The organism is Luteibacter yeojuensis (genome assembly GCF_011742875.1).
GTDB classification, from domain to species: domain Bacteria; phylum Pseudomonadota; class Gammaproteobacteria; order Xanthomonadales; family Rhodanobacteraceae; genus Luteibacter; species Luteibacter yeojuensis.
In genome coordinates this window covers 1,523,772-1,541,979 of record NZ_JAAQTL010000001.1, presented here as the reverse complement: position 1 = coordinate 1,541,979, position 18,208 = coordinate 1,523,772, and the positions used below count along the sequence as shown (strand labels likewise).

At 67.4% G+C, this 18,208-nt stretch carries 17 protein-coding genes and 1 tRNA gene; 11 read left to right on the top strand and 7 right to left on the bottom strand.

Translation table 11 applies throughout. The features are described from left to right. Nucleotides 1–80: 80 nt before the first annotated feature. The 3 genes from HBF32_RS06975 to HBF32_RS06965 all read right to left on the bottom strand — a co-directional run bounded on the left by HBF32_RS06975 (nucleotide 81) and on the right by HBF32_RS06965 (nucleotide 2,614). On the bottom strand, nucleotides 81–1,469 hold the full coding sequence (locus HBF32_RS06975) for a PhoH family protein (RefSeq protein ID WP_166698965.1): 1,389 nt from the start codon (nucleotides 1,467–1,469) through the stop codon (nucleotides 81–83). A gap of 82 nt (nucleotides 1,470–1,551) precedes the next feature. After that, complete coding sequence (locus tag HBF32_RS06970; protein WP_166698964.1) at nucleotides 1,552–2,013, bottom strand: peroxiredoxin; 462 nt, start codon at nucleotides 2,011–2,013, stop codon at nucleotides 1,552–1,554. Between the two features lie 25 nt (nucleotides 2,014–2,038). Further along, nucleotides 2,039–2,614, bottom strand: a complete 576-nt coding sequence (locus tag HBF32_RS06965; RefSeq protein WP_166698963.1) for a glycine cleavage system transcriptional repressor — start codon at nucleotides 2,612–2,614, stop codon at nucleotides 2,039–2,041. A 149-nt stretch (nucleotides 2,615–2,763) separates the two neighbouring features. On the opposite strand from HBF32_RS06965, the gene dapA reads away from it, so the two are divergent. The 4 genes from dapA to HBF32_RS06945 all read left to right on the top strand — a co-directional run bounded on the left by dapA (nucleotide 2,764) and on the right by HBF32_RS06945 (nucleotide 6,530). Beyond that, a complete protein-coding gene (gene dapA, locus HBF32_RS06960; protein ID WP_166698962.1) occupies nucleotides 2,764–3,657 on the top strand; it encodes a 4-hydroxy-tetrahydrodipicolinate synthase in 894 nt (297 codons plus the stop codon). Between the two features lie 28 nt (nucleotides 3,658–3,685). After that, a complete protein-coding gene (locus HBF32_RS06955) occupies nucleotides 3,686–4,276 on the top strand; it encodes a hypothetical protein (protein ID WP_166698961.1) in 591 nt (196 codons plus the stop codon). 210 nt (nucleotides 4,277–4,486) lie between these two features. Beyond that, entirely contained in the window at nucleotides 4,487–5,503 is a 1,017-nt protein-coding gene (locus tag HBF32_RS06950) for a hypothetical protein (RefSeq protein WP_166698960.1), read from the top strand. 70 nt (nucleotides 5,504–5,573) lie between these two features. Then, nucleotides 5,574–6,530, top strand: coding sequence for a hypothetical protein (locus HBF32_RS06945; RefSeq protein WP_166698959.1), 957 nt, complete (start codon nucleotides 5,574–5,576; stop codon nucleotides 6,528–6,530). Nucleotides 6,531–6,578: 48 nt separating this feature from the next. Here the strand turns inward: HBF32_RS06945 and fdxA are convergent, their stop codons facing one another. Continuing rightward, complete coding sequence (fdxA, locus tag HBF32_RS06940; RefSeq protein WP_166698958.1) at nucleotides 6,579–6,902, bottom strand: ferredoxin FdxA; 324 nt, start codon at nucleotides 6,900–6,902, stop codon at nucleotides 6,579–6,581. Between the two features lie 27 nt (nucleotides 6,903–6,929). Beyond that, nucleotides 6,930–7,005: transfer RNA gene (locus HBF32_RS06935), tRNA-Glu, on the bottom strand. 176 nt (nucleotides 7,006–7,181) lie between these two features. Here HBF32_RS06935 and pcnB point away from each other — a divergent pair. From pcnB to pgi, 7 genes are all read left to right on the top strand, one after another. Next, nucleotides 7,182–8,543, top strand: coding sequence for a polynucleotide adenylyltransferase PcnB (gene pcnB / locus HBF32_RS06930; protein WP_166698957.1), 1,362 nt, complete (start codon nucleotides 7,182–7,184; stop codon nucleotides 8,541–8,543). Beyond that, entirely contained in the window at nucleotides 8,540–9,025 is a 486-nt protein-coding gene (gene folK, locus HBF32_RS06925) for a 2-amino-4-hydroxy-6-hydroxymethyldihydropteridine diphosphokinase (RefSeq protein WP_166698956.1), read from the top strand. The genes pcnB and folK overlap by 4 nt, the downstream gene beginning before the upstream one ends. Nucleotides 9,026–9,082: 57 nt before the next feature. Next, the gene (locus tag HBF32_RS06920) at nucleotides 9,083–10,147 is read left to right on the top strand and encodes a GlcNAc-transferase family protein (protein WP_166698955.1); all 1,065 of its coding nucleotides are present in this window, start codon (nucleotides 9,083–9,085) and stop codon (nucleotides 10,145–10,147) included. Between the two features lie 77 nt (nucleotides 10,148–10,224). Beyond that, nucleotides 10,225–11,052, top strand: coding sequence for a 3-methyl-2-oxobutanoate hydroxymethyltransferase (panB, locus tag HBF32_RS06915; protein WP_166698954.1), 828 nt, complete (start codon nucleotides 10,225–10,227; stop codon nucleotides 11,050–11,052). A 10-nt stretch (nucleotides 11,053–11,062) separates the two neighbouring features. Next, nucleotides 11,063–11,908, top strand: coding sequence for a pantoate--beta-alanine ligase (gene panC / locus HBF32_RS06910; protein WP_166698953.1), 846 nt, complete (start codon nucleotides 11,063–11,065; stop codon nucleotides 11,906–11,908). A 137-nt stretch (nucleotides 11,909–12,045) separates the two neighbouring features. Then, complete coding sequence (gene panD / locus HBF32_RS06905; protein ID WP_166698952.1) at nucleotides 12,046–12,426, top strand: aspartate 1-decarboxylase; 381 nt, start codon at nucleotides 12,046–12,048, stop codon at nucleotides 12,424–12,426. 93 nt (nucleotides 12,427–12,519) lie between these two features. Then, entirely contained in the window at nucleotides 12,520–14,154 is a 1,635-nt protein-coding gene (gene pgi / locus HBF32_RS06900; RefSeq protein WP_166698951.1) for a glucose-6-phosphate isomerase, read from the top strand. 94 nt (nucleotides 14,155–14,248) lie between these two features. Here pgi and parE read toward each other — a convergent pair whose 3' ends face one another. Further along, nucleotides 14,249–16,135 carry a DNA topoisomerase IV subunit B gene (gene parE, locus HBF32_RS06895; protein WP_166698950.1) on the bottom strand — a complete coding sequence of 629 codons (1,887 nt, stop codon included), beginning with the start codon at nucleotides 16,133–16,135 and terminating at the stop codon, nucleotides 14,249–14,251. 208 nt (nucleotides 16,136–16,343) lie between these two features. After that, nucleotides 16,344–18,143, bottom strand: a complete 1,800-nt coding sequence (locus tag HBF32_RS06890) for an aminopeptidase P family protein (RefSeq protein WP_166698949.1) — start codon at nucleotides 18,141–18,143, stop codon at nucleotides 16,344–16,346. Between the last annotated feature and the right edge of the window lie 65 nt (nucleotides 18,144–18,208).

The following is an 18,208-nucleotide window of genomic DNA, read 5'->3' as shown; positions in this document are numbered from 1 at the left end:
GAGGATAGTCGGTCCTCATGCGCAAGGCGCTGGGTTCCATGAAAAGAGCGCGAGCCTCATGCCCGCGCCCGTGTTTTCCGCTACAACGCTTCCGACGCGAAATCCGCCAGTCTCGACCGTTCGCCGCGCTTCAGCGTGATGTGGCCCGAATGACCCCACATCTTGAAGCGGTCCACCGCATACGTGAGGCCCGACGTGGTTTCCGTGAGATACGGCGTGTCGATCTGTTCCACGTTGCCCAGGCAGACGATCTTCGTGCCGGGACCGGCGCGGGTGATCAGGGTCTTCATCTGCTTTGGCGTGAGGTTCTGTGCCTCGTCGATGATGAGGTAGCGGCTGAGGAAGGTGCGGCCTCGCATGAAGTTGAGCGAGCGGATCTTCACGCGCGAGGCCAGCAGGTCGTTCGTCGCCTGCCTGCCCCAGGAGCCGCCTTCCTCCGGATTGGCGAGCACTTCGAGGTTGTCCGTCAGCGCGCCCATCCACGGCGTCATCTTTTCTTCCTCCGTGCCGGGCAGGAAGCCGATGTCCTCGCCCACCGAGACGGTGGCGCGGGTCATGATGATCTCGCGGTAACGCTGCTGGTCCATCACCTGGGCGAGGCCGGCGGCGAGGGCCAGCAGGGTCTTGCCGGTGCCGGCGGTGCCCAGCAGGGTGACGAAATCGACTTCCGGGTCCATCAGGAGGTTGAGTGCGAAGTTCTGTTCGCGGTTGCGCGCGGCGATGCCCCATACGCCATGCGCGGCGTGGCTGTGGTCGTCGAGCAGCACGAGCTTCGCCTTGCGCGTGTCCTCGTCGCCGGTGAGTTCGAGCACGCGCAGTTCCACGTCGTTCTCGCCGGGCATGTAGAGGCACTGGTTGGGGTACCACAGCTCGTCGTCGCGTACGTCCACCTCGTAGAAGGTGCGGCCGCGCTCGTTCCACGAGCGCAGTTCCGGATGCCGGCTCCAGAAATCCTCCGGCAGCTCGTCGGAACCCGTGAAGAGCAGCGCGAAATCGTCCAGCGCGCGGTCGTTCTCGTAGTCCTCCGCGGTGATGCCGTAGATCGACGCCTTGATGCGGAGGTTGATGTCCTTGGTGACGAGGATGACCGGGCGGTCGGGGAACTGGTCGCGCAGATCGATGACGGAGGCGAGGATCTGGTTGTCGGCCTTGCCGTTGCCGTGCCCCGCGCGCTGCTGGAAGAACAGGTGGCCCACGGCGCCGCGCTTGAGGTTGATGCCTTGCGGGTTGGTGAGTTCCAGGCCGTCGCGGATGCCGTGGCCGTTGCCGCGCTCGATCAGTTCGTTGAGGAATCGGCTTACCTGGCGGCCGTTGCGCGAGACTTCCGAGCCGCCTTTCTTCTTCTCGTCAAGTTCCTCCAGCACCGTCATCGGTATGAAGACATCGTGTTCCTCGAAGCGGAACAGCGCGGTCGGGTCGTGCAGCAGCACGTTGGTGTCGAGGGCGTAGATGCGCTTGCTTCCGGTCATGCGGAAGTGACCTCATGCGGAGGTTGCGATTGCCGGCCGCACGGCGACGGCCGGAGGGGAAAGCCGCGTGTCGCGGTATCCGTCACGCGGGTGGAACGTTCTCTAAGACGGCCTGCGCATGGCCGGGGATCTTGATGCCGCGCCATTCCGCGGCCAGGCGGCCGTCGGGATCGATGAGGAAGGTGCTGCGGACCACGCCCATGTGGCGTTTTCCGTAAAGCACTTTCTCGTGGATGACGTCGAATGCCTTGCACCAGGTCTCGTCGGCGTCGGAAACGAGCGGGAAGGGGAGTTCGTGCTTCGCCGCGAAGTTCGCGTGCGAGCGCACCGAATCGCGGGAGACGCCGACGACCTCCGCGTTGCGGGCGCGGAACGTCGCGTAGAGATCGCGGAAGTCCCTCGCCTCGTTCGTACAGCCTGGCGTGTTGTCCTTGGGATAGAAGAACACGACGACCCACTGGCCCTTGAGCGAAGACAGGGACAGCGTGGAGCCGTCGCCGAGCGTGCCTTCGAGTTTCGGTAGCTTCTTGCCCTTGCCGGTCATGCGTACGTCCGCTGCTCCTCGTCGTTCAGAATTTCACCGGGTCCATGATGGCGTCGAGGTTGAGGCCATCGCAAAGTTCGAGGAAATCGTCGCGCAGGGCGGCGATGTGCGTCTCCGCGGGAATGCCGATCGTGATCTGCGCCTGGAACATCTCGGCGCCGGTCTGCATCGCCTGGTAACGCATGGAGGAAAGCTGCTCCACGCTGATGTCGCGACGGGAGAAGAACTCGATGATCTTCACCAGGATGCCGGGACGGTCGGCAGCGATCACTTCCACCAGGTAAGGCAGCAGGTGCGTCGTCGGCTCGCGCGGCGTGGTGCGGTAGTGGACGATCTGCAACTCCTCGTCGCGCCCGAGCTTGCCCAGCGAGGTTTCCAGCTTGGCCACGGCATCCCACGCGCCGGCGGCGAGGAGCATCACCGAGGTATCGTTGCCGATCGTCGAGACGCGGGCATCGGCGAGGTTGCAGCCGGAGTCGGCGATCCGCTTGGCCAGCGCCAGGATCGGCGCGCGGTGCGCCGGCGACAGCGTCGAGATGAGGAGCTGGTTATCGGTGGTGCCGTTGCGTGCTGCAGAACGATTCAAGGCGGGTTTACCCATGGCGCGTCCCGCGGGGCGCGGAACCAACGCTTTGGGGGCAGCTTACTTGCCCCCGTCGCACGCTAGCAAGAGTGCCCTTGCACGCCGAATGGACGTGCCGGAACGGCCCCGGTAACATGCGAAGGGCTGATGACACAACGGGTTTCACCTTGGATATCTCAGGAAGCATCACCGCGCTGGCGACGCCGTTCGCCGCCGACGGTTCCCTCGACCTCGAGGTCTTCGGGCGGCTGCTGGACCAGCAGCTGGCCGGCGGCACGCAGGCGGTCGTCGTGGCCGGCTCCACGGGTGAATCGCATTTCCTCGAGCACGACGAGTACGAGCGCCTGCTGGCGTTCGCCGTGCAGCGCGTGGCCGGGCGCATTCCGGTCATCGCCGGCACCGGCGAGGCGGGCACGGCGAAGACCGTCGCCACGACCCGCCGGGCGAAGGCCCTCGGCGCGGATGCCGCGCTGGTCGTCGCGCCGTTCTATGTCCGCCCCACGCAGGAAGGCCTCCGTCGTCATTTCCTCGCCGTGGCCGACCAGGGCGGCCTGCCCGTCATCCTCTACAACGTGCCGCCGCGCACCGGTTGCGACATCGCGCCGGAAACGGTGGCGGAACTGCGCGACCACCCCGCCATCGTCGGCATCAAGGAGGCCCGCGGCGACGCCGGGCGCATCCAGGCCATCGCGGAACTTATCCGTGCCGATTTCGTCTACCTGAGCGGCGACGACGGTTCGGCGCACCAGGCCATGCTGGCGGGCGCCGCGGGGACCATCTCCGTCGTGGCCAATCTCGTGCCCGAAGCCTTCCGTGCGCTCTGCGACGCCGCCCGTGCGGGCGATGCCGGGCGCACGGCGGAGGCGGCGGCGCGGTTGGCCCCTCTGGTCGAGGCCCTGAATTGCGCGCCGAACCCGATCCCGGTAAAGGCCGGCCTGGCCGCCCTGGGGCTTGGTTCGGCCGTCCCCCGGCCGCCGCTGGTGGAGCTCGGACCGGGTCCGGCGCTGGCGCGGCTACGCGAAACACTCGCGGCTCTGGCACCATTGGCGTCCGCCGCCTGAAGCAACCTTCCAACGGAACCCAAAGTTCATGAAGAAAACCTCGTACGCGCTGGTCGTCCCGGCACTGCTCCTCTCCGTCCTGGTCGTTTCCGGTTGCGGCGCGTTCCGCTCCAAGAAGGATTGGGAAAAGGCCCGGCAGGAAGCCCCCCTCGAGATTCCGCCCGGCCTCGACACGCCGTCGACCAGCGCCGCCCTGGTCATTCCCGACGTGGGCTCCGGTGCCGCCGGCGCCACCTCCAGCCAGGCCGCCGCGCCGGTGTCCGATGGCTTCATCCTCGCCGACGATGCCGACGCCGCCTACCGCCGCATCGGCGAGTTGCTCAGCGTGGGCGACCTGGGCAAGGTCACCTCGCACGACGACGCGACGCACACCTACCAGATCGCCGTGAATCGCGGTAAGCCGGAAGGTCGCCCGGGCTTCTTCCGCCGCATGTTCGGCGCCGGCAAGAACACCGACCAGAATGCCGGGGACGCCACGGCATCCGCGGCCGGTGGCGGGCACAACGTCGTGCTCGCCGTCACGTCCAGCGGCAGCGGCAGCGAAGTGCGCGCGCAGGGCGATGCCGATGGCGTGCGTCGCGTCATCGATGCACTGAAGTCGCGCATGGGCAGCAAGTAAGCCACACGGTTCGCCTCTTGGGAAACGCCGCCTCCGGGCGGCGTTTTTCTTTGCGCCATCGCCGGTTATCGCGGTCGTGGCCGAGGACCTGCCGCCGCCCCTACAACGAACGGTGGATGGATCGGTAAAGGGCGATTGCCGATACTTGCGGCGCACGCGGTAAGCGTTGCGCTGGCCGCGACCGGGAAAACCGACACAAGGAGGCGTCGGATGAATGCTGCATGCGCGCGCACGCGGTGTGCGTTCTGGCTGGGCGTCGCGGCGATCCTGCTTGCCGGTTGCGTGACGACGGTGCGGCCTCCCGGCGATGCGTCGTTCGATGACGATAGCGCCGCGCAGGCGAGGGTCGGAGCGCGGGCGGCGGATCCGGGCGCGATGCCTTACGAGATGCCGCCGCCCCGGCCTGGCATTCGGGGCGGGGTGGGCGAGGATATCGCCCGTCACCTCCAGGCACGCTACGACGATACGTCGCCCTACTGCACGAAGCCAAGCGATCCCAACCCGCAGCCGGCGGTGCTGTGCTCGGGCATTCTCCTGCGCGTATCCACGCGAGGGCCTGGATTCCATATCTGGAATCCGAATCCGGGTTCTCCTATCAAGAACGGCGTGCCGTTTTCCTGGTTGCGCAGGGATGCGGCATTCGCCACGCCTGTCTGGGGCAAGGGAAGTGGATACATCCTCATGCCCCGTTTCGCCACCGATGAGTCCGGCGGTTTCCGGCCACTGACCGTGCTGTGCGTCTTTCCTTTCGATGGCTGGACGTGGGAGCGGACGGGTGGAAACAACGACGGTTGCGACCAGTTCGGGAGCGATACCCATAGCCGGCCTTGCCAGGCGCAGAACATCACCACGAGCCATCAGTGGGTGACGAAATTCGGATGGGATCCGCCCAACGAGAGGCAGTGCGGGTTTGCCTTGGGGCCCGGTACGGCCAATGCCTATCTCGCTTTCCGGGCGCACATGGAGATCCGTCAGGGAGCGCCGAACGGGTTTACGAAGCACAACGAACTCATGGTGGGCACGTGGCCGCAGAACGATCCGGCCCTGCCCCTCGAAGCCTTCTTCTACGTCAACGGTTCGGGCGGACGCGGTGAAGCCATGCTCAACCAGGAAGATTTTTTCAGTGCGGTAGGGCGCTGGGTGCCGGTCATTCAAGTGACGATGCCCGTGGTCCCGAACGGCATGGCGGCGTTCCGTTACCTGAAGGAAGACCAGCCGATCCAGTAGCCCCGGTGCGATCCGCGCCCCGTTATCGATACAGGGAGGTTTCGACATGTACGCATGGATGACACATGGAATGCGCGCACTGGCCATGGGCTTCATGGTCGCCGTGGTGGCCGCTTGCGCGGGCCCCGGCCCCCGCTATGGCATGTCGGCGGGCACCGCGAGGCCGCCTGGACAACAGAGAGCGGCGATCGGCGTGGCCGCCGATACGGACGGACCGACGGTCGCCCGGCACCTGACGGAGCGCTACTGGGAAAACTTCGCTTCCTGCACCAAGTATGCCGGCGATCCCAATCCCCTTCCGGCGGTGCTGTGCTCCGGGATCCTCATGCGCGCGACCCGGCGCGGAGGCGGATATTACGTCTGGAATCCCAATCCATCCTCGCCCACGCCCTATGGGGTGTCGTTCTCCTGGTTGCGGGTAGATTCCGCGTACAACGGTCTGGTGTATGACCTGACCAACGGCTTCGTCATCCTGCCTCATTTCTACGCCGATGCCCCTTCGGACGGATACACGCAGTTGACGGCGCTGTGCGTCTATCCCTTCGATGGCGCGACCAATAACAGGACGGGCGACAGGCGGGACGGCTGCGGCGCGTATCCGGGTATCGCTGACTCCAGGCCATGCCAGGATATCGGTGTCCAGGACGAAACCGCCTGGCTGCAAAGGTTTGCCAACCGTGGCATGTACGGAAACCAGTGTGGTTTCCGGATAACGCCCGGAACGCCCAATGCCTGGCGCGCGTTCTATGCGCAGTCGGTGATCCGGCAGAGGTTGCCTGCCTGGTTCGCGCTGCATAACGAGGTCATGGTGGGAACCTGGGGGCAGGGCGACAGGCGGATTCCCCTGGAGGCGTTTTTCTACGTCGCCGGTAAAACCGTCGGCCTGGCCGAAGCGCGGGCAAACCAGCAGGAATTCAGGTCGCAGACGGGCCGCTGGGTGCCGGTCATCCGGATGACCCTTCCCACTGTGGGGGGAGGGGGAGCGCTCTTCGTCTACAACCCCGGCGATCAGGCCGTCCTGAAATAACGAAACCGTCCTGCTCGCCGCACCACGGCTTGCCGGCGGGTACGCTCTTCAACGCTGGAGGAGATCCAGCTTGCCGGGCTTGTTTTCCCATTCCTTGGCGTCGGGCAGGCCGTCCTTGCGCTCGGTGATCACCGGCCAGTCTTTCGCGAGTTCCGCGTTCAGCGCGACGAACGTCTCCTGCCCGGCGGGGACGTCGTCCTCGGGGTAGATGGCGTTGATCGGGCATTCCGGCTCGCAGAGCGTGCAGTCGATGCACTCGTCCGGATTGATCACGAGGAAATTCGGACCTTCGTGGAAGGCGTCGACGGGACAGACCTCGACGCAGTCCGTGTATTTGCACTTGATGCAGTTGTCGGTGACGACAAAGGTCATGCGAACGGTTCGGCGCCGGAAGGAAAGTGGCGCTCCCTACGAGGTTCGAACTCGTGTTCCCGCCTTGAGAGGGCGGTGTCCTGGACCACTAGACGAAGGGAGCGGGTCGTACCGGAAGTACGAAGCGAGCTAGTATAGCCTAATTCGGCGAGTCGGCAATGGGTTTCACGGCCGCTCGTCGAATGGGGCCGAATTCGTTACATTTGGCCCATTCATCCCACCAGACGGTGGGGCAGCCACGTGTATGGGCGCCGGGGCGCCTGCCAGGACTTCGACCGCTTGAATCCCGAAACCAGGAGTGACGTTCCGCCGGTACCGCGCATCATTCCGCGCGAACAGCACGCCATCTCCCGCAAGAACATCAGCAAGGCCGCTTTGCGTGTGCTGTATCGCCTGCACGACGCAGGCTTTGCCGCGTACCTCGTCGGCGGGGCCGTGCGCGACCTGCTGCTGGGCGGGCACCCGAAGGATTTCGACGTGGCGACCAACGCCACTCCCGACGAGGTCAAGGGGCTGTTCCGCAACTGCCGCCTGATCGGCCGCCGCTTCCGTCTGGCGCACGTCGTGTTCGGCCCGGAAATCATCGAAGTGGCGACCTTCCGCGGCACCGGCGAGGAGGGCGGGGAGGGCGACCGCCACATCGTCGACGGCCGGATCGTGCGCGACAACATCTGGGGCACGATCGAGGAAGACGCAGTCCGCCGCGATTTCTGCGTCAACGCGCTCTACTACGACATCGCCGATTTCAGCGTCCGCGATTACGTTGGCGGCATGCGCGATCTCGAAGACCGCAGCATGCGGCTCATCGGCGACCCGGAGCAGCGCTACCGCGAAGACCCCGTGCGCATGCTGCGGGCCGCGCGTCTCGCCGCGAAGCTGGGCTTTACCATCGATCCGGCGGCCGCCGCGCCGTTCGCCTCACTCGGCCACCTCCTGGGCGAGGCCGCGCCGGCCCGGCTGTTCGACGAGTCGTTGAAGCTGTTCCTGGCAGGCCATGGCCTCAAGAGCTTCAAGATGCTCGAGGACTGCGGCCTGCTGAAATTCCTTTTCCCGGCCACCGCCCGCGCGCTCGAGCGCGGCGACCACGCGTTGCGCGCACTGGTCGAGCAGGGCCTGGCAAATACGGACGCCCGCATCGCCGAGGGCAAGTCGGTGACGCCGGCCTTCCTTTACGCCGTGCTGCTCTGGGGCGAGGTGCGCGACCAGGCCCAGGGCTGGATCGCCCAGGGCTGCGATGCCAACGAGGCCTGGCAGCGCGCCGCCGTGCACGTGGTGGGGGAGCAGTGCCAGCGCGTGGCCATCCCGCGCCGCTTCACCTTCACCATGGAAGAGATCTGGGCGTTGCAGCCGCGCTTCGAGCAGATCCATCGCAAGCGCGTCTTCCGCCTGATGTCGCATCCGCGCTTCCGCGCCGCGTTCGACTTCCTGCTGCTGCGCGCGCACGAATCCCCGCGCATGCGCGAACTCGGCGAATGGTGGGCGCACGCGCAGCAGCTCCCGCCGGAAATGCTGGCGGCGGCGCTCGGCGGCGGCGGGGTTCCTCCGCACGAACCCTCGGCGGCCAGCGGCGCGCCCGCGCGCAAGCGCCGTCGCCGGCGCAAGCCCGTGGGACGTGGCAAGGGCGACTCGGGCGGCGCGTGAAGGCCCGCGCCTTCATCGGCCTGGGTGGGAATCTCGGCGATGCCCGGCAGACCCTCGAGGCCGCCATCGATCGCCTTGCCACCCATCCGGATATCGCACTGGCGGGGCGTTCACGCTTCTATCGCAGCGCGCCCTGGGGCGTCGTCGACCAGCCGGACTTCGTGAACGCCGCCATCGCGGTCGATACGCTCCTCGGGCCGCATGCCCTGCTCGACCTGTTGCTGGACACCGAACGCGCCTTCGGGCGCGTGCGCGACGGCGAGCGCTGGGGGCCGCGCACGCTGGACCTGGACCTGCTTACGTATGGCGACGCGATCGTTCACGACGAGCGGCTCGAGCTTCCGCATCCGCGCATGGCGCAGCGCGCCTTCGTCCTGCTGCCGTTGTCCGACATCGATCCCGCTTATGCGATCCCGGGCCAGGGGGCGGTCGGGGATTTGCTGGAAACGCTTGATACCCGGGGCTGCGAACCTCTTTCGTAGCCGGCCGGCAGGGGCGTAGCATCGATCGCGTGCCAGGAAGGCGCATCGGAAACCGCCATGGACGACCCCGGCGAAACGATCTTCGTGCAGATTCCCGCTTATCGGGATCCCGAGCTGCTGCCTACCCTCGTGGATCTCGTCGACAGGGCGACGCTTCCTGGCCGGTTGCGTGTGAGCGTGTGCTGGCAGCACGACGAAAGCGAGCATCCGTCCGCGTTCGCCGATGCGGGCTTCGGCATGACGAGCAGCGTCGTCGCCGGCCGCCGCCAGCACTTGCTTTCACGGCGAGGGGCATCCGTGCGGGTCTTCGACTATGCGATGGGCGAGTCGCGCGGATGCGGCTGGGCGAGGGCGATGGCGCAGCAGGGATTCGCGGACGAACGGTACACGCTGCAACTCGACTCGCACCATCGTTTCGCACGCGGCTGGGACGTTCAACTCGTCGCGATGCTGGAAGGCCTCCGTTCTGAACGGTACCCGCGTCCCGTGCTCGTGGCGCATCCTCCCGCCTATGAACCGGGGCGGCCGGTGCCGGAGCGCTGCGACGAGGGTTACCAGATCGACTTCGTCGGTTTCGGCGGTCCTGGCGTCGTGCGCACGCGTGCCACGCCCATCGACTCGCCCGCGGGCCTTGCCGCCCCCCTTCGCGCGCGGTTCTTCAGCGGCGGATTCGCTTTCGCCGACGGACGCTTCGTCCGCGACGTGCCCGCCGATCCGGACCACTACTTCAATACCGAGGAAATCACACTGGCCGTGCGTGCTTACACGCATGGCTACGACCTGTTCCACCCGCACCGGCACGTCCTCTGGCACCAGTACGGGCGGCAGGGCATGCCGAAGGTCTGGGAGGACCAGTCGAAGGCGCTGGCCCGGGGCGAGACCGCACTCGACGGTGCGCAGTTGGGGATGCGCGCGATGTTCGCGGCGGAAGCCGCCTTCGGCATGCACGGCCCCCCCCCGAACCCGTCGTGTGGCTCGGCACGCGGCGCAGCCTCGGGGATTACGAACGCTACGCCGGCCTCAGCTTCGCGCTGCGTGCGGCCACGGCGGAGGCGTTCGCCCGTATCGCGCCTTCGGATGCCGACGCCGGTCTGGAAAGGAGCGTATGGGAAGCCAGGCTGAAGCCGGCGCCCTGGATTCCTTGAGATACCTCGCCCGTAGGGGGACAATTCCCGTTTCCACCCATGAGGCGACAGAGCGTGTACGTCGAAAAAACGAGTGCGCCGGCGCGCAAGCCGGTGACCGTGCCGGGTCTGAAGGCGATGAAAGCCGAAGGCCGGAAGATCGTGATGCTCACCGCCTACGACGCGAGTTTTGCCGCGCAACTGGAGTCCGCGGGGGTCGATGTGGCCCTGGTCGGCGACTCCCTGGGCATGGTGGTGCAGGGCCGGACGAGTACGCTGCCGGTCACGGTCGACGAGATGGTCTATCACACGGCGGCGGTGGCCCGGGGGCTTTCGTCGACCCTGCTGGTGGCCGACCTTCCGTTCATGAGCGACCGCGACGTGCCGTCGGCGATGGAGGCCGCGGCGCGGCTGGTCGCCCAGGGCGGTGCGGCGATGGTTAAGATCGAGGGCGCCGGGCGGATCTGCGAGGTGATCGCCGCCCTGGCGGAGCGGGACATCCCCGTCTGCGCCCACCTCGGCCTCACCCCGCAGTCGGTGAATCGCTTCGGCGGCTACAAGGTGCAAGGCAAGACCGAGGAAGCGGCCGAGCGGCTGTTCGCCGAGGCGAAAGCCGTCGAGGCCGCCGGCGCCGACCTGCTGGTGCTCGAATGCGTGCCCGCCGCGCTGGCGGCGCGGATCACGGCGGCGCTTTCCATTCCCACGATCGGCATCGGCGCGGGCGTTGACTGCGACGGCCAGGTGCTGGTGGTCTACGACATGCTCGGCCTGACCCCCGGCAAGCGACCCCGGTTCTCGAAGGACTTCCTCTCGGGCCGCGATTCCATCCAGGCCGCCATCGGCGCCTATGCCGAGGACGTGCGCGAGAAGCGCTTCCCGGGCATCGAACACAGCTTCACCTGAGGGCATCGCCATGCAGACCGTCACCGATGCCGCCGCGCTTCGAGCCGCGATCCGGGGCTGGCGCACCGCCGGCCAGACCGTCGGCTTCGTGCCGACCATGGGCAACCTGCACGCGGGCCACCACTCGCTGCTGAAGCTGGCCCGGGCGCGTGCCGACCGCGTGGTCGCGAGCGTCTTCGTCAATCCGACCCAGTTCGGCCCGGGCGAGGACTTCGAGCGCTATCCGCGCACCCTGGCGCAGGACCAGGCCGGCCTCGCCGAGGCTGGCTGCGACATCCTGTTCGCCCCCGATGTCGCCACGATGTATCCCTTCGGTGCCGCCGCCAGCGTGAGCATCCACGTGCCGGTGATCACCGATACGCTGGAAGGTGCCCACCGGCCGGGTCATTTCGACGGCGTGGCCACCGTGGTCGCCAAGCTGTTCAGCCTGGTCCAGCCCGACCTCGCCGTGTTCGGCCAGAAGGACTTCCAGCAGCTCAAGGTCATCGAGCGGATGGTCCGCGATCTGTCCCTGCCGGTGAAGGTCATGTCCGCGCCCACCCTGCGCGACGAGGACGGCCTGGCCATGAGCTCGCGGAACCAGTACCTGTCGGCCCAGGAGCGGGCGAGGGCCCCGACGATCCACGCCACCCTCCAGCAGATGCGCGACCTGTTTCGCCAGGGCCATGCCTGGCAGGCCCTGGAGACGGCGGCCCGGGCGCGCCTGGAACGGGCTGGCTTCGTACCGGACTACGTGGCCATTCGCCGCGCCGAGGACCTGGGCGAGCCGGGTCCCGACGAGCGGGATGGCCTGATCGCCCTTGTGGCGGCCCGCCTCGGCGGTACCCGCCTCATCGACAACCTGCCGTTCGACTGAAACGCTTCACGAACGGGGACTTGCGTTTCATCGCGCGGTCCCCCATAAAGCGCACCAACAGAGGAAGCCCACGCGACGGACGGGCGACCCTCCGTTAGAATGGGCGTTTTTGCAATAACGAGCCCCCAGAGACCGCCATGCACCTCAACATGCTCAAGTGCAAGATCCACCGCGCCACGGTGACTCACGCCGAGCTGAACTACGAAGGTTCGATCGCCATCGACGGCAACCTGCTGGATGCCGCCGGCATGCGCGAGTACGAGCAGATCCACGCCTGGAACATCAACAACGGCGAACGCTTCGTCACGTACGCGCTGCGCGCGGAAGAGGGGTCGGGCATCATTTCGGTGAACGGCAGCGCGGCGCGCCGCGTGTCTCCCGGCGACCTGCTGATCATCGCGGCGTTCGTGGGTCTGTCCGAAGCGGAGCTGGCCAAGTACCAGCCGGACCTCGTCTACGTGGACGCGGACAACCGCATCACGCACACGAACCATTCGATCCCGAAGCAGGCGGCCTGATCCGCCTGCCGCTCGCGCGGCATCCATACAATCCACTTACGCTGCACTGCGGTAAGATCGTCGCTTCCCGTCCGTTGCAGCCAAGTGGAAGCCATGGAATCAAAGCACGCACCGTTGCCCTCGTTCGAGGAGCACGCCTCCCGCCTCGCCGGGACCCATCTGCGCACCCTCGTACAAGACGACGCCCGCGGCGAGCGCCTGCGCAAGCGCATGGGTCCCATCCTTCTCGACGTGTCGCGGCAGAAGCTCGACATCGCCGCCCTTGACGCCGTCGGCGCCTACATCGAAGGCACGGGCTGGAAGGCCGCCCGCGACGCGATGTTCGAGGGCAAGCACATCAACACTTCCGAAGATCGCGCGGTGCTGCACACGGCCCTGCGCGGTGGTGCGTCGCGCCATCCCGCGGCGCCGGCGGACGTCCGCAAGGAAGTGGCCGATGCGCTGGACAGGATGGAAACCATCGTCAATGCCGTGCACAAGGGCGAGGGCGAGTCGGTCGGCCTGATCGGCGGCGTCACCGACGTGGTGAACATCGGCATCGGCGGCTCCGACCTCGGCCCGCGCCTGGCCGTGCATGCGCTGGAACAGTTCCACGTCAAGGGCATCGCCAGCCACTTCCTGACGAACGTCGACGGCCAGGCCGCGACGGACCTGATGAAGACGCTCGACCCGGCGCATACGCTGGTCATCCTGGTGTCCAAGAGCTTCAACACGCAGGAGACCCTCCTCAACGGCGGCGTCTTCCGCAACTGGATCCTGAAGGCCAACAACGGCGACGAGGCGAAGACGGCGAAGCACTTCATCGCCGTGAGTTCCAATGTCGAGGCGGTGCGGAAGTGGGGTGCCTCGCAGGTGCTCCCGATGTGGGATTACGTCGGTGGCCGCTTCTCGCTGTGGTCGGCGGTGGGTGCCTCGATCGCGTTCGCCATCGGCATGAACGGTTTCCGCGAACTGCTCGCCGGTGCCGCCGAAGCCGACGATCACTTCCGCACGGCCGAATGGCAGGACAACCTTCCGGTGCTGCTCACCATCGCCGAGGTCTGGAACCGCAACATCCTTGGCCGCAGCAGCCGTGCGGTGGTGCCCTACGTCGATTCGCTGGCCGATCTTCCCTCCTATCTCCAGCAGCTGGAAATGGAGAGCCTGGGCAAGCACGTGCATCCGGACGATGGCAGCGAAGTGCGCCAGCCCACGGTGCCCGTCGTCTGGGGCAGCATCGGTACCAATGCGCAACATGCGTACTTCCAGGCGCTGCACCAGGGCACCGACACCGTGCCGCTGGAATTCATCGGCCTGGTGAAGCCGGCGCACCCGCTGCGCGAGAACCACGACGTGCTGCTGTCCAACCTGCTGGCGCAGGCCGCGGCGCTCTCGCTGGGCAAGACCTTCGACGAGGCGCTGGCCGAGGCGAAGACCGGCACCGACGCGGAGCGTCGCGCGCTCGCCGCGCAGCGTACGTTCAAGGGCGATCGCCCGAGCACCGTCTTCATGCTCGACTCGCTCACCCCGCGTTCGCTGGGTGCGCTGATCGCCCTGTACGAGCACAAGGTGTTCATGCTCGGCCACCTGTGGGGCATCAACGCGTTCGACCAGTGGGGCGTGGAACTGGGCAAGGTGATCGCGAAGCAGATCTATCCGTCGCTGGCGAACGACAAGGACGCCGGCGACCTGGCGCAGTTCGATGGCGCCACGCGCAGCTTGATAAGCGCTATTCGCGACCGTCGCTAAGGAAATGTAGGAGCCGCTATAGCGGCGAGGAAACCTCGCGACACGATCGCAAGATTTCCCTCGCCGCTATAGCGGCTCCTACAGCGAGCGACAATCAAACTTCCAGCGTCGCGAGGTCGCCCTTGTCCTCGAGCCACTGCTTGCGGTCGCCCGCGCGCTTCTTCGCCAGGAGCATGTCCATCAGCTTCTGCGTGCCGTCGTCGGTTTCGACCGTGAGCTGGACCAGGCGGCGTGTGTCCGGGTGGATGGTGGATTCGCGCAGCTGCGCCGGGTTCATCTCGCCGAGGCCCTTGAAGCGCGTGACGCTCACGGCGCCCTTCATCTTCTCGCGCTCCACCTTTTCCAGCATCAGGCGCTTTTCTTCCTCGTCGAGGCAGTAGAACACCTGCTTGCCCACGTCCACGCGGAACAGCGGCGGCATGGCCACGAAGACGTGGCCCTCGCGGACCAGCGCCGGGAAGTGGCGAAGGAACAGCGCGGAGAGCAGGGTGGCGATGTGCAGGCCGTCCGAATCGGCGTCGGCGAGGATCACGACCTTGCCGTAGCGCAGGCCGGAGAGATCGTCCTTGCCCGGATCGCAGCCGATCGCCACGGCCAGGTCGTGCACTTCCTGGGAGCCGAGCACGGCACCGGATTCGACCTCCCACGTGTTGAGGATCTTGCCGCGCAGCGGAAGGATGGCCTGGAAGTCCTTGTCGCGCGCCTGCTTGGCCGAACCGCCCGCCGAATCGCCCTCGACGAGGAAGAGTTCGGTGCGGGTCAGGTCGGTGGCCGCGCAGTCGGCGAGCTTGCCGGGCAGTGCGGGACCCTGGGTGATCTTCTTCCGGACCACCTGCTTCGCGGCCTTGAGGCGCGCGCTGGCGCGCTCGATCGCGAGCTGGGCGATCCGCTCGCCGAGGTCCACATGCTGGTTGAGCCAGAGGCTGAAGGCGTCGTGCACCACGCCTTCGACGACGCCGGCGGCATTGCGCGACGACAGGCGTTCCTTGGTCTGGCCCGCGAACTGGGCGTCCTGCAGCTTGATGCTGAGCACGAACGCGAGGCGCTCCCATACATCTTCGGGTGCCAGCTTCACGCCGCGCGGCAGGAGGTTGCGCAGGTCGCAGAATTCGCGGATGGCGTTGGTGAGGCCCGAGCGCAGGCCGTTCACGTGCGTGCCGCCCTGCGCGGTGGGAATCAGGTTGACGTAACTCTCCTGCACCAGTTCGCCTTCCGGCAGCCAGGCGAGGGCGACGTCGAGCGCGTCGGTATCGCGCGCGAAGTGCTTCACGAACAGTTCGGCCGGCAGCGCCTCGGCGCCTTGCAGTTCGCCGCGCAGGTAGTCGGGCAGGCCGTCCTCGTAGTACCACTCGCTGGTTTCGCCGCCTTCCTCCACCAGGCGCACGGTGAGGCCCGCGCAGAGCACGGCTTTCGCACGCAGGAGGTGCTTGAGCCTGGACACCAGGATCTTCGGCGTGTCGAAGTACTTCGGATCGGGCCAGAAGCGCAGCGTGGTACCGGTCTTCTTCTTCGGCACGCTGCCGATCACCTCCAGCTCGCTGGCGCGGTCGCCGTTGGCGAAGCCCATCCGGTATTCCTGGCCGTCGCGGCGGATGGTCACGTCCACGCGCGTGGACAGCGCGTTCACCACCGACACGCCCACGCCGTGCAGGCCGCCGGAGAACGCGTAGTTCTTGTTCGAGAACTTGCCGCCCGCATGCAGGCGCGTCAGGATCAGTTCGACACCAGGCACCTTCTCTTCCGGATGGATATCCACCGGCATGCCGCGACCGTCGTCCGTGACTTCGACCGAGCCGTCGTTGAAGACGACGACGTCGATGGTCTTCGCATGTCCCGCCAGGGCCTCGTCGACGGAGTTGTCGATGACTTCCTGCGCCAGGTGGTTCGGGCGCGAGGTATCCGTGTACATGCCGGGACGGCGCTTGACCGGGTCAAGGCCGCTGAGGACTTCGATGTCTGAGGCGTTGTAGCGAGTGTTCATTGGGCGCGGTGCTCGTTCATAGCCGGGCAGGATGGGGCGAGGGTGCCGGGGCGGTCAAGCCTGGAGGACGGCCGTATCAGGAACCGAGACCCGTAGGAACCTTGTAGGAGCCGCTATAGCGGCGAGAAGCCAACGAAGCAATAAAGCGGCGAGGCAGATTGCCCTCGCCGCTATAGCGGCTCCTACAGGGTTGCAGTGGCGTCAAAGATCACAGCGGCGCGCAGTGCCATTCGAGCCATTCGCGGTCCGCGCCGTCCAGCAGCGGCGACAGCGCCGCGCGCACCGTGGCGTGGTAATCGTCCAGCCAGGCCCGTTCCGAGGGCTCGAGCAGGCGCGGCTCCAGGCCGCGCCGGTCGAACGGGCAGAGGGTGAGCGTCTCGAAGGCGAAGAATTCGCCGAATTCGGTGCTGTCCGCCTGGGTGACCACGGCCAGGTTCTCGTGACGGATGCCGTAGCGGCCTGGCTTGTACAGGCCCGGCTCGATCGATGTGATCATGCCGGTCTCGAGCGGCACCAGTGCGCCGCCGGCTACCGGCGGGCGGATGCCGTGGGGGCCCTCGTGCACATTGAGGAAGTAGCCCACGCCATGGCCGGTGCCGTGGCCGAAGTCGATGCCGGCGGCCCAGAGGGGCGCACGGGCCAGGGCGTCGAGCTGCGGGCCGCTGGCACCCTTCGGGAAGCGTGCCCGGGACAGCGCGATCATCCCTTTCAGCACCAGCGTCGAATCGCGGCGCTGCTCGTCCGTGACCGGCCCGAGCGCCAGCACGCGGGTGATGTCGGTGGTACCGCCCATGTATTGGCCACCGGAATCCACCAGGAGCAGTCCCTTCGCCGCCAGCGGACTGAAGCCGGATGGCGTGGCCCGGTAATGCGGCAGGGCGCCGTTGGCCTGGTAGCCGGCGATGGTGGAGAAGCTCTCCCCGACGAACCCGGCCTGGGCGGCGCGGGCCTCGCGGACGAGGGTGTCCACGTCCAGCTCGGTCAGCGGCTCGCCGGCGGCGAGTCCGGTCTCGATGCGGCGGAAGGCCTTGGCCAGCGCCGCGCCGTCGCGGCGCATCACGTCGCGGATGTGGTCCAGCTCCTCCGGCGTCTTGCGCGCCTTCTGGGCGGTGGAGGGGTTCGGCGCACGGACCTGCTTCACCGCGGCGGGCAGGCCTTCGAGCAGCGCCACCACCACCCGGCCGGCGTCGTACATCAGCACGGCGTCGTCGGGCAGGGCGGCGATGGCGGAGGCCGTGGTGGCGTAGTCCGCCAGCGAAATACCGTCGGCGGCCAGCGCGGCCTTCACGCCGGCAGGTACCTTGGCACCGTCGACGAAGAGCGTGGCCGCGGTCTCGCCGACGAGCAGATGGGCGAGGAAAACCGGGTTGTAGTCGACGTCCGCGCCGCGCAGGTTCGTCAGCCAGGCGATGTCGTCGAGGCTCGACAACAGGTGATGCGTGGCGCCGGCCCGGCGCATCGATGTGCGCACGTGGCGCAGCTTGTCGGCGCGCTCGACCGTGGCGAAGGGGGCGGCGTGGGCGAACACGGGGGCGGCCGGACGGGCGGGACGGCCGGTCCAGGCCAGGCCCGGCAGGTCGAGGTCCGTGCGCAGGCGGGCGCCGCTGTCCTGCAGCCGCCGGGCGAGGCCTTCGGCGCCGGACACCGAAAGGCTGTCGCCCGCGACGGCCACCACGTCGCCGTCGCCCAACTGGCCGGCCAGCCAGGCCACATGCTCGGGAGTGTGCGCCACGTTGAGTTTCATCAGCGGCAGCCCGCTGCCGGCAAGCTCGGCCTCGGCCTGCGAGAAATAGCGGGAGTCGGTCCACAGGCCGCCGCCCGTGGCGGTGACCACCAGGGTGCCGGCGGAGCCGGTGAAGCCGGAAAACCATTCGCGGGCCTGCCAGCGCGGGGGCAGGTACTCGGACAGGTGCGGATCGGCCGAGGGGACGACGACGGCGGCGACGCCTTCGCGGGCCATGGCGGCGCGGAGGGCCTGGAGACGGGCGGGGAGGTCGGGGGTGCTCATTCGGGCATGGTACCGAAACGCCCCCCTGTAGGAGCCGTTCAGGTCCCACTCGCGAGCCGGGCTTC

Coding starts and splice junctions, on each gene's coding strand:
- HBF32_RS06975 (WP_166698965.1), bottom strand. CDS start 1,469: ATGACCGGAAGCAAGCGCATCTACGCCCTCGACACCAACGTGCTGCTG.
- HBF32_RS06965 (WP_166698963.1), bottom strand. CDS start 2,614: ATGGGTAAACCCGCCTTGAATCGTTCTGCAGCACGCAACGGCACCACC.
- panC (WP_166698953.1), top strand. CDS start 11,063: ATGCAGACCGTCACCGATGCCGCCGCGCTTCGAGCCGCGATCCGGGGC.
- fdxA (WP_166698958.1), bottom strand. CDS start 6,902: ATGACCTTTGTCGTCACCGACAACTGCATCAAGTGCAAATACACGGAC.
- pgi (WP_166698951.1), top strand. CDS start 12,520: ATGGAATCAAAGCACGCACCGTTGCCCTCGTTCGAGGAGCACGCCTCC.
- parE (WP_166698950.1), bottom strand. CDS start 16,135: ATGAACACTCGCTACAACGCCTCAGACATCGAAGTCCTCAGCGGCCTT.
- HBF32_RS06970 (WP_166698964.1), bottom strand. CDS start 2,013: ATGACCGGCAAGGGCAAGAAGCTACCGAAACTCGAAGGCACGCTCGGC.
- HBF32_RS06945 (WP_166698959.1), top strand. CDS start 5,574: ATGCGCGCACTGGCCATGGGCTTCATGGTCGCCGTGGTGGCCGCTTGC.
- HBF32_RS06950 (WP_166698960.1), top strand. CDS start 4,487: ATGAATGCTGCATGCGCGCGCACGCGGTGTGCGTTCTGGCTGGGCGTC.
- panD (WP_166698952.1), top strand. CDS start 12,046: ATGCACCTCAACATGCTCAAGTGCAAGATCCACCGCGCCACGGTGACT.
- HBF32_RS06955 (WP_166698961.1), top strand. CDS start 3,686: ATGAAGAAAACCTCGTACGCGCTGGTCGTCCCGGCACTGCTCCTCTCC.
- HBF32_RS06890 (WP_166698949.1), bottom strand. CDS start 18,143: ATGAGCACCCCCGACCTCCCCGCCCGTCTCCAGGCCCTCCGCGCCGCC.
- HBF32_RS06920 (WP_166698955.1), top strand. CDS start 9,083: ATGGACGACCCCGGCGAAACGATCTTCGTGCAGATTCCCGCTTATCGG.